Source organism: Streptomyces sp. NBC_00028, from assembly GCF_045041065.1.
Taxonomy (GTDB): domain Bacteria; phylum Actinomycetota; class Actinomycetes; order Streptomycetales; family Streptomycetaceae; genus Streptomyces.
Map to the genome: position 1 here is coordinate 3,409,472 of NZ_CP108293.1, position 13,934 is coordinate 3,423,405.

The following is a 13,934-nucleotide window of genomic DNA, read 5'->3' on the forward strand; positions in this document are numbered from 1 at the left end:
ACGCTGAGGGCGCCCCCTGCGACAGGGGGCGCCCTCAGCGCTTGTGCGGCTCCCGAACGGGCTTGTGCGGGCGCTCAGTCGATGTACTGATGCAGCCCGGGCACATGCAGGGTCCCGCCGAACTGGCCGGCCTGCACGACCTTCACCTTGGTGAAGTAGATCAGCGGGATGTTGAGCGGCGGCGGGTTCTCCGGATCGAACGTGATCGGGATCAGGCCCAGCAGGTTCCCGGAGATGGACTCCGTGTACATCACCGTCTCGCCGTCCCGGATGGTCGACGTCGAGCCCTTGGCCGCCTGCACGTGGTAGGTCTTGCCGGACTGCTCGTCGTTGACCGTCTGGTGCAGGTCGCCGATGTCGGTGCCGTCGGAGATGACGTACTTCAGCACCTTCTTCTTGGTGCCGTTGGCCGTCTTCACCTCGACGATGCCCTTGTAGTCGGCGCCCTTCAGCAGCAGCGAGCTGGCGTTCAGGTACCAGGGGTCGTCGGGCAGCGGCACGGTGTTGTCGACGCCGCTCTCCGCGTCCGTGGCGACCGGGCAGTCGTCCGGGTCCGTGGTGGAGCTCGCCGACGGGCTGGCGGTGGCCTCGGCGGCCGCCTCCTTGACCGCGTCCGTGGTGTCCTCGGCCGCCTTGGTCGCCGTGTCGGTCGTGTCCTTCACGGTGTCCTCGACCGTGTCGGTGACCTTCTCGGTGGTGTCCTTGACCGCGTCGCCCGCGTCGTCCTTGCCGTCCTCCGTCGCGGAGGCCGAGGCGGACGGCGTCGGGCTGGCACTCGCGGACGGCGAAGCGCTCTCGCCACCCGTGAAGATGCCGGTGATCGCGTCGCCGATCTCGTCCAGCACGTTGCCGCTGCTCTCGGAGGCCGAGGGCGAGGGCGTGGCCGTGCTGCCCGACTGCGCCTCGTTGGAGGCGGACGCGGACGGCGTGGGCGTGGCCTCGTCGTCGGAACCTGAATCCGACGAAGAGCCGCTGCCCGAGGAGCCGTTGTCCGAGGAGCCGGAGTCCTTGGACTCGGAGGCCGAGGGGGTCGGCGTCGCCTCGTCCTTGGACTCGCTCGCGCTCGCGGACGGCGTGGCCGACGCGGACGCGCCGTCCTCCAGGGCCGCGACACAGTCCTTGTACTCGTCCGCCGTGAGGCTCTTCGCGGCGGGCTGGTCCTCGGCGTTGGCGAGCGTCGGCGTGAATCCCATCCCCATGAGGACCGCCGTCGGCATCGCCGCCAGGGCTATCGCCTTGCCCGCCGGCATGTGGAACCGGGTGAACAGCGGCTTCTTGGGTGCCGCGTGCCGCGGCCCGGTTCTCACACGGGACTCGTCCACATCAGTCCCGTGGGTCACCTCGTCAGCCGGCACTGTGCCTCCCGTTCGCCCCGTTCGCCGGGCTCGTTCCTGACAGATCGTTCGGCTCAACGTCGTACGCGTCCTTGGAGAGCGTGGGGACCGCGCCCTGAGGCGCGTCACTCTCCCCGGCGCCGGCCTCCGCCACCGGCTGCGCCTCGGGCGCCTCGCCCGGCACCCACGCCACGGCCATCGCTCCGCCGACGAGGGCGAAGAGGAAGCCGATGAGGAAGCCGCCGAGGTTCGAGACCGGGATCGACACCAGGGCCAGCAGGATCGCCGCGACGCCCGCGAAGGTGCGGACGTGCTTCTGGAACCAGAGGCTGATGCCGAGGACGACCAGCAGCACACCGATGATCAGGGATCCCGCGCCCGCGGTGGTGGCCATCGCCAGCGTCAGATGGCCGATCTGGAGGTTTGCGTACGGGAAGTAAGCGATGGGGAGTCCGCCGAGCATGACGAACAGGCCGGCCCAGAACGGCCGGTCACCCCGCCAGCCGCGGAACTTCCGCTTGGCGACCCGGAGGTAGTGCTCATCGTGGCCGGGTACGGCAGGAGTCTCGGCGCTCATGGAAAACAGCTCCCTGTCACGGTGTTGCTGTGGTGGTGAGTCGTGCTTCGTGCGGCCGCTTGTGGAGAACGTGCGAACAGCGGCCGGAGAGTGGACGGGCGGGGGCGCCACCGGCCCCCCCGCCCGTCAGCGAGTGCTTAGTAGCACTCCTTGACACCCGTCGCCAGCGACATCTTCAGGCCGCTGAGCTTGAAGGTTCCGGCGGTGGTCGCCCACGCCGTCTGCTTCACACCGGTCAGGGTGACCGAGTCGGCCTGCTGCGCGAACCCGTAGGGGTTCGCGGTGTCGCCCTTGGCGATACCCGGACCCTTGGCCGCGTCCTTGGCCGCCACACCGATGTCGATGCCACGGAAGGTGGCGTCGGCGCTGAGGTCGGCGACGTCGATGTACAGGTTCTCGGCCTCGACCGGGGTGTCGCCACCGCCGGCCTTCAGGATGAGGCTGACGGAACCGAGCAGCGGGATGTCAGGGGTGACAACCGACTGGCACAGGTTCTTGATGGTCGCGGACTTGAAGCCCGACACCGCGACCGGGTGGGCCGTCTTCTGGCCGCTCATCGTGTAACCCGAGTCAATGGCTCCGTACTGGACGAAGCCCTTGCCGTCGAGCTGGTCGGTCGTCACCTTGAACGACTGACCCGACACACTGAACGACGCGGCGAGAGCGCCCTGCGCGAGGGCGACACCTATCGCAGCCGTGGCGGCCACGCTGGGCACCATGACGACGGCGAACCGCTTCCATCTGGTCCCGCCACGCACCTGGGACTCCATATTTCCTCCTTCTCGGACGTACATCTCCTGACCCTGACTGCCCCTGTCGAACAAGACGGCTCAGCCGGGCAGGGATGGGAGAAGTGCTACGTCCTCGGGAAGGGGAGCGCCCGTACTCAGGCGCGAACCGCGCACCGATCACCGGCGATCACCCCCGAGCGACAACCACTGGTCGCGCCTGACGCACATCACGCACAACCTGGACAGGCTTCGCCAAGTGGACGAAGACCCCCCTGTCCAAGAGCCGGCGCCACTGCCGTCGGCTCTGCTCGGTGGGGACCCAGGAGTTCCCGCGGGCCCGACCGGCTGTCGGGGTACGGGAATGGACCGAGCGTCGCCGATCGTGGTGCATTCTCGCCGCCCGCACAAGGGGCTTCGTTACTCGGTAGTAACGGCCGGATAACCGAACAACGACCCGCTGGTCTCGGACGACGACTCCCGGTAGCACTCCGGGGCCGGACAAAGACGTTGACGGCTGGACATAATCCGACAGAACAACGCCCAGAACTTACTTCCAGTAACAGCGGCCGCGATTACCAAGATTTGGTAAAGCGCGGCCGCAGTGACGCTCCATCGGCAAATCTTTCACTCGGGCACCACATGCCCGGGTGTTTAGAGGCTGCTCAGAACGGGGGCCTCGCCCCGGTCGACGGCCCGCTCAGAACAGCGCCCGCGCGAGCGCCCGGCGCGCCGCGATCACCCGCGGCTCATCGGGCCCGACGACCTCGAACAGCTCCAACAGCCGTACGCGTACGGCGTCCCGGTCGTCGCCCGCCGTGCGCCGCACGGTCTCGATGAGCCGCCCGAAGGCGTCCTCGACATGTCCGCCGACCAGATCCAGGTCGGCCGCGGCGACCTGGGCCGCCACGTCTCCCGGCTTCGCGGCCGCGTCCTGCCGCACCCGCTGTGGGTCGAGCCCCTGCACCCGGTACAGCAACTCGGCCTGGGCGAGGCCCAGTTTGGCCTCCGTGTTGCCCGGGTCGTCGCTCAGGACGTTCTTGTACGCCTGCACCGCACCGCCGAAGTCCCCCGCATCCAGGGCCTGTACGGCGGCCTCCAGGAGGGCGTCGTAGGGCCCGGCGGGAGCGGCCGGAGCGGCGACCCGCTCGGCACCGGGCGCGGCGTCGGGGTCGACGGTGAGGCCGGTGAGACCGAAGCGCTGCTCGGCGACCTGTACCAACTGGTCCAGGGTCTGCTGGATCTGCTCCTTGCCCGCGGCGCCCTGGAAGAGCGGCAGGGCCTGACCGGCGACGACGGCGAAGACGGCCGGGATCCCCTGGACCCCGAACTGCTGCATCAGCATCTGGTTGGCGTCGACGTCGATCTTGGCGAGGAGGAGGCGTCCGTTGTACTCGAGGACGAGCTGCTCAAGCACCGGGCTGAGCTGCTTGCAGGGCTCGCACCACTCGGCCCAGAAGTCGATGACGACCGGCACCTCGGTGGAGCGCTGCAGGACTTCGAGCTCGAACCCGGCCTCGTCTACGTCGATGACGAGGTCGGCGGGCGACACGGCCCCGGGGCCGCCGCCCTGCCGGGCCGCCTCGGCCCGCGCCTGCTCCGCCTTCGCCTTGGCCTCCTGGGCCGCCTTCACCGCGGCGAGGTCGACGACTCCGCTCATGGACATGTTCCGTGGCTGCATGCGTCTATCCTCCCCCGTTCGCGCGCGTACGTGAAAAGCATCATGAAAGCTGGTCAGGCTCTGTACTGGTCCTGCGGTGCGTTGTTCGACGCCGGGTCCCCACCCCACGCCAGTGGTTTCGCTACGAGTCGTAGCGTAATGGCACTCAGTGCCTCCTCGCGACCACTCCCCGGTGATCTCCCTCACGGCTTCACAGGAATCGCCGGTTATGGTCGGTGGATGCAGAGCCGCACTCCCGTCCCCCGCGCCACCGGACGCCCCCGCTCCGCCGCCGCGGACGCCGCGATCCTCGCGGCCACCCGGGAGGCTCTGGTGGAGCTGGGCTGGTCCAAGCTCACGCTGGGAGACGTGGCGACGCGGGCGGCGGTTGCGAAGACGACGCTTTATCGCCGCTGGCCCGGCAAGAACGAACTCGTCGTCGACGCGGTGGCGGAGCTCTTCGACGAACTGCGCCTCCCCGACCGCGGCACCCTGGCCGCCGACATCGAGGGCGTGGTCCTCCAGTTCGCGGCGATCCTGGCCCGCCCGGAGGCGAAGAGCGGCCTGATGGCGGTCGTAGCGGAATCGACCCGGGACGACGCCCTGCGCGAACGCATCCGCGCCTCGATCGTCGACCGCCAGAAACGCCTGGTCCTGGAGGGCCGGGCGCGCGCACAGCGGCGCGGCGAGCTGCCTCCCGAGACGGACCCCGGGGAGACGTCCCGCACGGTCGACCTGATCTTCGACGTGGTGGCGGGTGCGGTGGTCCACCGCACCCTGGTGAGCGCGGAACCGGCGGACGAGGAGTGGGTACGGGGGTTCACGCGGGTGTTGCTGCTGGGGTTGGCGGGGGCGTCGGACGGCGCGAACCCCGCCGAGGCGGCAGGGGCGGGGGCGGGCGGCGCCCCGTAGCGCCGGGCTGCGCAACCCACCCCGCCGGCCTCATCCGTCGGCCACTCAGAACCCGGCGGGCTCCGTGTACACCCCCCACTCGTCCCGCAGCACCCCGCAGATCTCGCCCAGCGTCGCCTCGGCCCGCACGGCGTCGAGCATCGGCCCGATCATGTTGGACCCGTCCCGCGCGGCGGCGAGCATGGCGTCCAGCGCCCCCCGCACCGCGGCGTCGTCCCGCCCGGCCTTACGGCCGCCCAACTCCCGCACCTGCTCCCGCTCGACCTCGTGGGAGACCCGCAGGATCTCCAGGTCCCCGGTGACGGAGCCGTGATGGACGTTGACGCCCACGACCCTCTTGTCCCCCTTCTCCAGGGCCCGTTGGTACTGGAACGCGGACTCGGCGATCTCCCCGGTGAACCATCCGTCCTCGATGCCCCGCAGGATCCCGGAGGTGATCGGCCCGATGGGGTGCTGCCCGTCGGGGTACGCCCGCAGCCCCCGCTCCTTGATCTGCTCGAAGATCTTCTCGGCGTCGGCCTCGATACGGTCGGTCAGCTGCTCGACGTACCAGGAACCGCCCAGCGGATCCGCGACGTTGGCGACGCCGGTCTCCTCCATGAGGACCTGCTGGGTGCGCAGCGCGATCTCGGCGGCCTGCTCGCTCGGCAGCGCGAGGGTCTCGTCGAGGGCGTTGGTGTGCAGGGAGTTGGTCCCGCCGAGCACGGCGGCGAGCGCCTCGACGGCGGTCCGCACGACGTTGTTGTAAGGCTGCTGGGCAGTCAGCGAAACACCGGCGGTCTGCGTATGGAACCGCAACCACTGAGCCTTCTCGGACTTCGCCCCGTACACATCCCGCATCCACCGGGCCCAGATCCGCCTCGCTGCCCGGAACTTGGCGATCTCCTCGAAGAAATCGACGTGCGCGTCGAAGAAGAAGGAAAGTCCCGGAGCGAACACATCCACATCGAGCCCGCGCGAGAGCCCCAACTCCACGTACCCGAACCCGTCGGCGAGCGTGTAGGCAAGCTCCTGCGCGGCCGTCGACCCGGCTTCCCGGATGTGATACCCGGAGACGGAGAGCGGCTTGTAGGCGGGAATGCCCGCCGCGCAGTACTCCATCAGGTCCCCGATGAGCCGCAGATGGGGCTCGGGCTGGAAGAGCCACTCCTTCTGGGCGATGTACTCCTTGAAGATGTCGGTCTGGAGCGTCCCGTTGAGCACGGCGGGATCGACCCCTTGCCGCTCGGCGGCGACGAGATACATACAGAAGACCGGCACAGCGGGCCCGCTGATGGTCATGGAGGTGGTGACGTCCCCGAGCGGGATGTCCTTGAACAGCACCTCCATGTCGGCGGCGGAGTCGATGGCCACCCCGCAGTGCCCGACCTCGCCGAGCGACCGCGGATCATCGGAGTCCCGCCCCATGAGGGTGGGCATGTCGAAGGCCACGGACAGCCCGCCCCCGCCATTGGCGAGGATCATCTTGTACCGCTCGTTGGTCTGCTCGGCGTTCCCGAACCCGGCGAACTGCCGAATGGTCCAGGTCCGCCCCCGGTACCCGGTGGCGTACAGCCCGCGAGTGTACGGGTACTCCCCGGGCCACCCGATCCGCTCGAACCCCTCGTACCGATCCCCCGCCCGAGGCCCGTACACCGGCTCCACGGCGTCCCCGGACAACGTGGTGAAGTCGGCCTCCCGCGTACGAGAGGAGTCATACCGGGCCTGCCACCGTCGGCGGCCCTCTTCGATGGCGTCAGCGTCCATACCTTCGAATTTACTAGGACGTCCTAGTAAATGTCGATGGCGACCCACCCGTTACTCTCGACGGCATGAAGAAGAGCGTCCTGACCCGTTACCGGGTGATGGCCTACGTCACCGCCGTGCTGCTCATCCTGCTGACGATCGGCGTGATCGGGAAGCGAGTGCTGGGCCTGGACGGGTTCGACGGCTTCGTCACCGGCGTCGGTATCGCCCATGGCTGGCTGTACGTGCTCTACCTGGTCTTCGCCTTCGACCTGGGCACGAAGGCGAAGATGCCGCTGGGCCGTCTCGCCTGGGTCCTGCTGGCCGGCACGGTCCCGACCGCCGCCTTCTTCGTAGAGCGCAAGGTCACCCGAGAGGTCACGCCACTCGTCCTCGAGGACGCGACCCCCAAGACGGCCGCGGCCTGAACCTCACTTCGTGATGAAGTGACACTGCACGGCGCGCAGTTTCCCGTTCACATAGAACTTCGCGCAGGCCTTGCCGTACTTCGGCAGCGTCTGCGCCGAGGCCCGTCGCAGCGGATTGCCCCGGCACTCCAGGTGCGTCGCGCCGCGTGACGTCCTGTACGTCCTGTTGTCGGTGTCCGCGAAGGCGAAGTCGATCCTCCAGTTGCAGAACTTGGAGAAGGTCGCCGCGAGCCCCATACAGTCCACACCGGCCAGCTGGCTCTTGATCCGCCTGCCCGAGCCGTCGATGGAGTGCGTCAGAAAGCACCCCACCGGGACCTTCACACCCGCTCCCCGCAGGTCGTAGTCGAACGTCCCGATCGGGGTCGACCCGGTGGCACTGGCCCGTGCCGGACCTCCGGCCCCCAGGGTCACGGCGGCGATCAGAGCGACCGCTCCTCCGGCGGTCACCAGACGGCGGGTGGCATTACGTAACGTCGACAACGCGCATCTCCCTGCTTCACGCGGATCCGGATTCCGAATCACCGGATCACGGCCGATCCACAAGATCGCAGAGCGGACGCCGGGCCCCTGCCGCCGGATCGATTATGCGCGGGGAAGATCACCTTCAGGCGCGATCAGCCCCGTCCGCGTTGACCCGCGGTCTCAGTCCTCGTCGAAGTCGCTCGCCGCCACCCGCAGTGGTCTCAGCAGGGCGAAGATCTCGCCGCATTCCTCCGCGTCGTAGACGCCGAGGCCGAAGTCCATGGCCATGAGGTCGCGGGTGGCGGCCTCGACGACCTCGCGGCCCTTATCGGTGATGACGGCGAGCGTGCCGCGCCCGTCGTTGGGGTTGGGCTTCTTGTCGACCAGGCCCGACTTGACCAGGCGGTCCACCGTGTTCGTCACCGACGTGGGGTGCACCATCAGGCGTTCGCCGATCTTGGACATGGTCAGCTCGCCGGCCTTGGAGAAGGTGAGCAGAACCAGGGCCTCGTAGCGCGCGAAGGTCAGTCCGTAGGGCTTGACCACCGCGTCGACCTCGGCCAGCAGGATCTGATGGGCACGCATGATCGACGTGATCGCGGCCATCGACGGCACGTTTCCCCAGCGCTGCTTCCAGAGCTCGTCCGCGCGGGCGATGGGATCGAAGGGGAGACTGAGGGGCTTCGGCACGGCACCGACCTTACCGGCCGGTCACATGGTGGTCAGCCCCGTCTTGGTATTCGGTCCACCGCACCCCCCGTCACCCCGTCCGCCGCGCCTCCACCGCCAGCAGCGCACAGCACCCCGCCCCCAGCACCCCCGCTCCCGCGACCGTCCACGCCACCCCCGCGAACTCCGCCGCGACCCCCGCGAGCGCCATGCCCACCCCCTGGATCGTCATCAGCCCGGCCGTGAGCAAGGTCATCGCACGCCCCCGCAGCCCCTCCGGCACCGCCCGCACGAACCACTGGTCCAGGCCCAGCGTGTACGCCGAGCCGGCGCCCGAGAGAAAGAGGAGAAGGAGAGCCGTCGGCAGGCCCGGGCGCAGGGCGTAGCCCACGTACGGAAGCAGCGTCACGCACACCAACGGAAGCGCGATCCGTTCCCTCGCCTCGGGGCGGAGGCGGGCGCCCGCCCACAGTTCCCCGGCGATCGTGCCCACCGGCAACGCGCACATCAGCAACCCGAGCCCCACCGAACCGACGCCCAGGTCATCGGCGTACGGCGCCGCCAGCGCCTCCGGCACCACCGCGAACATCGGCGGCACCCAGAAGAGGAACAGCAGCACCCTGGTCCTGCGGTCCGCCAGTACCTGCCGCGCACCCTTCAGGGAGTCCGTCACCAGCGAGCCCCCACTCGCCCGCGCCGGCCGCCGCCGGGTCCCGAACCGCAGCAGTCCCGCCGAGGCGCAGAAGGTGACCACCGTGATCAGCAGGGCGTGGCGTGGGGACACGGCGGTCAGGAGCAGGCCGCCGACGCCGTACCCGGCCAGCAGCGCCCCCTGCGACACGATCCGCAGCAGGGAGCGGCCCAGCACGAACGGGTCGCCGTCGCCCAGGATGTCGGCCAGCGTCGCCATCCGCGTCCCGGCGAACACCGGCGACACCACGGCCAGCGCACACCGCAGCGCGAGCAGCACCGCGATGTGCGCGCCCGGCAGCGTCATCAGCAGCACGCACGCCGCGCACACCAGATCGCACAGGACCAGCACCCGCCGGGCCGGGAAACGGTCGGCGACCCCCGCGAGAAGGGTGCCGCCGACGACGTACGGCAGGAAACCGAGCGCGAACGCGAGCGCGCTCAGCAGGGGCGAGCCGGTCAGGTCGTAGACGAGGACGGACAGCGAGATCTCGGCGACCACCACGCCCAGGAGCGAGAGCAGGTGTGCCGCGAAGACCGCGCGGAACTCCCGTACGGCGAAGACGCGGGCATATCCGGTGGGTGGGGCGCTGAGGGTGTCCGTCATGGGCAGCAGCGTGACCGGCGCCGGAGCCACGCCATAGAGTTTCGGCGTCAGCCGAATCTTCCCGGTCCAGGAAAGGGCGCGTCATGCCGTCCCGTCTGCACTTCGGTGAGGACGACTTCCTCCGCTGCCGCTTCGCCGTGTCGCCGTTGTGGGAGACGCAGGACGCGGTCCGTACGCTCAAGCGGCCGGACCGGCACGGCTATCACGCGCCCTGGCTGCGGCGGATCCGGGACGCCGCCGCCACGCTCGACCTCACCCCGCTGTGGCTGCTGATGCCGCGCCGCGGCCACTCCCCCGACTGGCTGTGTCCGCCGCCGAGCAGCGCGGCGACGTTCGAGGAGGAGATCGCGGCGGTCCGGGCGGCCGATCCCGAGGCGGCCCGGGAGGACACCGCCCAGTCCCTCGCGGACACCCCGGGCGCGCTGGACTCGCCGTACGGGCGGGCCTGGCTGGCCGATCCGGTGCGGATGGTGCGGGAGCTGGCGGACGCCATGGAGGCGGCCTGGCACCGGCTCATCGAACCGGACTGGCCCCGGCTGCGCGCCCTGCTGGAGGCCGACGTGGCGTTCCACTCGCGGCGACTGGCCGAGGTGGGGCTGGGCGGGCTGCTGCCGGAGATCAACCGGCGGTGCGGCTGGGACGCGGGGACGCTGACCGTGGAGAGCAACGGCCGGCACGAGCGGCGGCTCGCCGGGCAGGGGCTCGTGCTCATGCCCAGCGTCTTCGTCTGGCCGGACGTGGTCAGCACCTTCGATCCGCCCTGGCAGCCGATGCTCGTGTATCCGGCGCGGGGCATCGGCGGTCTGTGGGCGGAGTCCGCCGACCGTACGCCGGACTCGCTCGTACGACTCCTGGGGCGCGGCCGGGCGTCCGTGCTCACCGCCCTCGACGAACCCGCCACCACCACCGCGCTCGCCCACCGCCTGGGGCTCGCCCCGTCGTCGGTGTCGGCGCATCTGACGGTGCTGCGCGAGTCGGGCCTGCTGACCTCGCGGCGGTACGGCCACCAGGTGCTGTACGAGCGCACGCCGCTGGGGATCGCGCTGGCGTCGGGGCCCGGTGTCGCGTCCGGCTCGGACATGTGACCCATGTGACGATGGGTCACAAACCTACAAACCTCACATATCGGTCTGATACGCCACCGCACATCCCCTCGCGCAAGGGAGCAGCATGTCCCGGCTGACCCACACCCTCGCCGCCCTCACCACCGCCGCCGCGCTCGGGCTCACCGCCGGCTGCTCGTCCGTCTCCGAGGTCGGCGAGGCCTCCGTGGCGGGCGCGGCCAGCGGAATCGCGAGCCCGGACCCGAACTCGCCGTTCTGGGTCGACCCCGCCGGCCCCGCCGCCGAGCAGATCGAGCTGTGGCGACGCGAGGGGCGTACGGCGGACGCGGCGCTGCTGCGGAAGATCGCCGACCAGCCCACCGCGCTGTGGCCGGCCGGGGAGATCGACCCCGGCCCGACCGTACGGGCGGCGACCTCGGCGGCGCGGGCCGAGGACCGCACCGCGCTCTTCGTGGCGTACAACATCCCGCACCGGGACTGCGGTCAGCACTCGGCGGGCGGGGCCGCGGACGCGGACACCTACCGGGACTGGATCGGGAAGTTCGCGCAGGCGCTCGGCGACGCCAAGGCGCTGGTGGTGCTGGAGCCGGATGCCGTCGCGCACATCGTGGACGGGTGCACGCCCGGCGAGTACCACGCCGAGCGCGAGCAGTTGCTGGGCGAGGCGATCGGCCGGTTCAAGCGGCAGCCGCACACCAAGGTGTACCTGGACGCGGGCAACCCGTCCTGGATCCGGGACCCGGAAAGACTGGTCGAGCCGCTGAAACGGGCCGGGCTGGAGACCGCGGACGGGTTCTCGCTCAACGTCTCCAACTTCCAGACCGACGCCGTCACCAAGAAGTACGGCCTCCGGCTGTCCCAGGACCTCGGCGGCAAGCACTTCGTCATCGACTCCAGCCGCAACGGCAACGGGCCGCTGCCGGGCGCCTGGTGCAACCCGCCCGGCCGGGCCCTGGGGACCCGGCCGACCACGAGGACCGACGAGCCCACCCTCGACGCCTATCTGTGGGTGAAGCGGCCCGGCGAGTCGGACGGCACCTGCGAGGGCGGTCCCGCCGCCGGACAGTGGTGGCCGGAGTACGCGCTGGGCCTGGCGCGCAACACCCAGGGCTCGTAGCTCACTTCACCTGGATCCACTTCGCCTCCGACGGCGTGCCGTCCGCGTCCGTCACGAACAGCATGTACCAGCCCGGCGGGACGAGGCTCGGGTCCTTCGGCACCTCGACCGTCACCGAGTGGGCGTCCTTGGTCAGGCCCAGTTCGATGGAGCGCTGCTCGACGTCGGTGGTGTGGGTGACCGCGCTCGGCCGCATCAGCCGGGCCTTGACGATCCGGTCGGGGTGGTCGGTGCGGTAGGTCGCGCGGTGGTTCTCGTCGAGGACCTCCGCACCGCCCCGCAGTACGGGCCGGTCGTCGCCGGCCCGGTGCAGGGCGGGCGGCGTGAAGACCTCCATCCGCTGCTCGAAGTGGCCGAGCTTGGTGTTCTGCTGGTCGTCGAAGAGCGGGTCGGAGCCGAACGTGGCGACCCGGCCGTCGGGCAGCAGCAGCGCCTCGGAGTGGTAGTTGCGGCCGACCGTCGGGGCCGCGGCCTCGTGGAAGACGTTGTCCTTGGGGTCGTAGAACTGCGCCTTGAGGATGTTGCTGGCGCTGCGGCCGCGGTAGTCCTCGGAGCCGTTCGAGGTGAAGACGGTGTCGTCCGGCATGATCACGCTGTTCAGGTAGCGGGTCCCCTGGGGGAGGTTGGGGCCGTCCTTGAAGACGGGGTCGGCCGCCTTGAGGTCGACGACCGCGGTGCGCGGAGTCGACTTCCTGGACTCACCGACGCCTCCGCCGCCGAGGATCATCACCTTCTGGTCCTGCGCGGGCGGCAGCAGCAGGGAGGCCGAGGTCTCGGTCTCGTCGGCGTCGCGCAGGCCCGGGATCTTCTCGAAGGTGTTGGTCTTCAGATCCCACAGGCCCGGCTCGCGGCCCTGGTCGGCGGGCCCGTAGCCGGCGTTGGAGGCCGGGTAGAAGAGCTTGCCGCCCTTGGTGAGGAACAGCGCGGGGTAGGTGGGGAAGTACCGCTTGGGGCCGCGGGACCACTTCTTGGTCTTCGGGTCGTAGATCTCGTTGTCGCCCGGGTCGATCACCCCGACGTCGTCCAGTCCGGAGACGGCGAGGACCCGGCCGTCGTCGAGGCCGACGAGGGTCGGGTACCAACGGGCCTTGTCCATCGGGTCGACGGGGATGTACCGCTCGGCGGCCGGGTCGAACTCGTAGGCGGCGCGGATGCCCTGGAAGTCCTGCTTGTCGAGGGTGATCTTCTCCGACAGGCCGTACGTGTTGGCCGCGTCCTTGCCCTTCAGGCCGACGACCTCGTACTGGGCCCGCTTCTCGGTGACCGACATCGGGCCCTTCTCGACGGCCTCTACGAAGACACGGGCCTCGCTCGCCGTCACCTTCGTCTGCCAGGGCTGCATCACACCGCGGGCGTCGTACGTGACCTTGAACTTCTTCTTCGCCTTGGGGACGGTGACGTCGAACCTGGTGACGTACTCGACTCCGGCGGGCGAGCGGAAGCGGGTGCCCTTCTTCAGGACCATGGCCTTGTCCGGGTTCTCGTTCTTCACCCGCATGCCGCCGCCGGCCCGGTCGATCTCGCCGTCGAGGAGTTCGTAGCGGGCGGTGCCGCCGGCCACGAGCAGGCGGCCGTCGGGGAGTTGGGCGTGGCCGGAGCAGAAGAAATCGTCGGGCGTGGGGATCTTCTTGAAGGTGTCCGTCTTCGGGTCCCACAGGATGGTGTCGAAGGAGCCCTCGTCGAATTTCTTCTGCTCGTTGCCGGAGCCCGCGACGATCAGGACCTTGCCGGTGTGCAGCAGCGCCGCATGGATGGCGTTGGTGCGGTACTGCTCCGGGATGTCGACCGTGGCCCAACTCCCGTACTTGGCCTGGTACTCGGGCTGCGCGATCTTGTACGCGTGGTACTGCTTCCCGGCGAAGTCCAGCGCGGCCGGGGCGTTGAGGCCGGCGAGGACGGCGATGCCGCCGATGCCGAGGACGGTCTTCTTGGTCTTCTGGGACGGCTGGTAGGCCATG

Annotated in this window: 13 protein-coding genes; 4 read left to right on the forward strand and 9 right to left on the reverse strand. The window is 69.9% G+C overall.

Annotated elements, in window-relative coordinates:
- Nucleotides 1-74: 74 nt before the first annotated feature.
- The 4 genes from OG885_RS14870 to OG885_RS14885 form a co-directional block, all read right to left on the reverse strand.
- Entirely contained in the window at nucleotides 75-1,355 is a 1,281-nt protein-coding gene (locus OG885_RS14870) for a hypothetical protein (RefSeq protein WP_405731119.1), read from the reverse strand.
- Nucleotides 1,345-1,911, reverse strand: coding sequence for a DUF6114 domain-containing protein (locus tag OG885_RS14875; RefSeq protein ID WP_399948160.1), 567 nt, complete (start codon nucleotides 1,909-1,911; stop codon nucleotides 1,345-1,347). Before OG885_RS14875 ends, OG885_RS14870 begins: the two co-directional genes overlap by 11 nt.
- 137 nt (nucleotides 1,912-2,048) lie before the next feature.
- Nucleotides 2,049-2,681 carry a DUF6230 family protein gene (locus tag OG885_RS14880; RefSeq protein ID WP_329334577.1) on the reverse strand — a complete coding sequence of 211 codons (633 nt, stop codon included), beginning with the start codon at nucleotides 2,679-2,681 and terminating at the stop codon, nucleotides 2,049-2,051.
- Nucleotides 2,682-3,339: 658 nt separating this feature from the next.
- Nucleotides 3,340-4,320: a tetratricopeptide repeat protein gene (locus OG885_RS14885; RefSeq protein ID WP_405731122.1), complete on the reverse strand. Its 981-nt coding sequence runs from the start codon at nucleotides 4,318-4,320 to the stop codon at nucleotides 3,340-3,342.
- Nucleotides 4,321-4,539: 219 nt separating this feature from the next.
- Here OG885_RS14885 and OG885_RS14890 point away from each other — a divergent pair, with 219 nt between their 5' ends.
- Nucleotides 4,540-5,211 carry a TetR/AcrR family transcriptional regulator gene (locus tag OG885_RS14890; protein ID WP_405731124.1) on the forward strand — a complete coding sequence of 224 codons (672 nt, stop codon included), beginning with the start codon at nucleotides 4,540-4,542 and terminating at the stop codon, nucleotides 5,209-5,211.
- A 45-nt stretch (nucleotides 5,212-5,256) separates the two neighbouring features.
- Here the strand turns inward: OG885_RS14890 and OG885_RS14895 are convergent, their stop codons facing one another.
- Complete coding sequence (locus OG885_RS14895) at nucleotides 5,257-6,957, reverse strand: methylmalonyl-CoA mutase (protein WP_405731126.1); 1,701 nt, start codon at nucleotides 6,955-6,957, stop codon at nucleotides 5,257-5,259.
- A gap of 65 nt (nucleotides 6,958-7,022) precedes the next feature.
- Between OG885_RS14895 and OG885_RS14900 the strand changes: the two genes are divergently transcribed.
- The gene (locus tag OG885_RS14900) at nucleotides 7,023-7,364 is read left to right on the forward strand and encodes a DUF3817 domain-containing protein (RefSeq protein ID WP_399948168.1); all 342 of its coding nucleotides are present in this window, start codon (nucleotides 7,023-7,025) and stop codon (nucleotides 7,362-7,364) included.
- Between the two features lie 3 nt (nucleotides 7,365-7,367).
- Here OG885_RS14900 and OG885_RS14905 read toward each other — a convergent pair whose 3' ends face one another.
- The 3 genes from OG885_RS14905 to OG885_RS14915 form a co-directional block, all read right to left on the reverse strand.
- Nucleotides 7,368-7,847 (reverse strand): hypothetical protein, encoded by a 480-nt coding sequence (locus OG885_RS14905; RefSeq protein WP_405731129.1) that lies wholly within the window; start codon nucleotides 7,845-7,847, stop codon nucleotides 7,368-7,370.
- 162 nt (nucleotides 7,848-8,009) lie between these two features.
- Nucleotides 8,010-8,519 (reverse strand): MarR family winged helix-turn-helix transcriptional regulator, encoded by a 510-nt coding sequence (locus OG885_RS14910; protein WP_399948172.1) that lies wholly within the window; start codon nucleotides 8,517-8,519, stop codon nucleotides 8,010-8,012.
- 70 nt (nucleotides 8,520-8,589) lie between these two features.
- Nucleotides 8,590-9,795, reverse strand: a complete 1,206-nt coding sequence (locus OG885_RS14915; RefSeq protein ID WP_405731131.1) for an MFS transporter — start codon at nucleotides 9,793-9,795, stop codon at nucleotides 8,590-8,592.
- A gap of 83 nt (nucleotides 9,796-9,878) precedes the next feature.
- On the opposite strand from OG885_RS14915, the gene OG885_RS14920 reads away from it, so the two are divergent.
- Both OG885_RS14920 and OG885_RS14925 read left to right on the forward strand, forming a co-directional pair.
- Nucleotides 9,879-10,880: a DUF5937 family protein gene (locus OG885_RS14920; protein WP_405731133.1), complete on the forward strand. Its 1,002-nt coding sequence runs from the start codon at nucleotides 9,879-9,881 to the stop codon at nucleotides 10,878-10,880.
- An 85-nt stretch (nucleotides 10,881-10,965) separates the two neighbouring features.
- Nucleotides 10,966-11,976 carry a glycoside hydrolase family 6 protein gene (locus tag OG885_RS14925; RefSeq protein WP_405731135.1) on the forward strand — a complete coding sequence of 337 codons (1,011 nt, stop codon included), beginning with the start codon at nucleotides 10,966-10,968 and terminating at the stop codon, nucleotides 11,974-11,976.
- Nucleotide 11,977: 1 nt separating this feature from the next.
- Here OG885_RS14925 and OG885_RS14930 read toward each other — a convergent pair whose 3' ends face one another.
- Nucleotides 11,978-13,933 (reverse strand): galactose oxidase-like domain-containing protein, encoded by a 1,956-nt coding sequence (locus OG885_RS14930; RefSeq protein WP_405731137.1) that lies wholly within the window; start codon nucleotides 13,931-13,933, stop codon nucleotides 11,978-11,980.
- Between the last annotated feature and the right edge of the window lies 1 nt (nucleotide 13,934).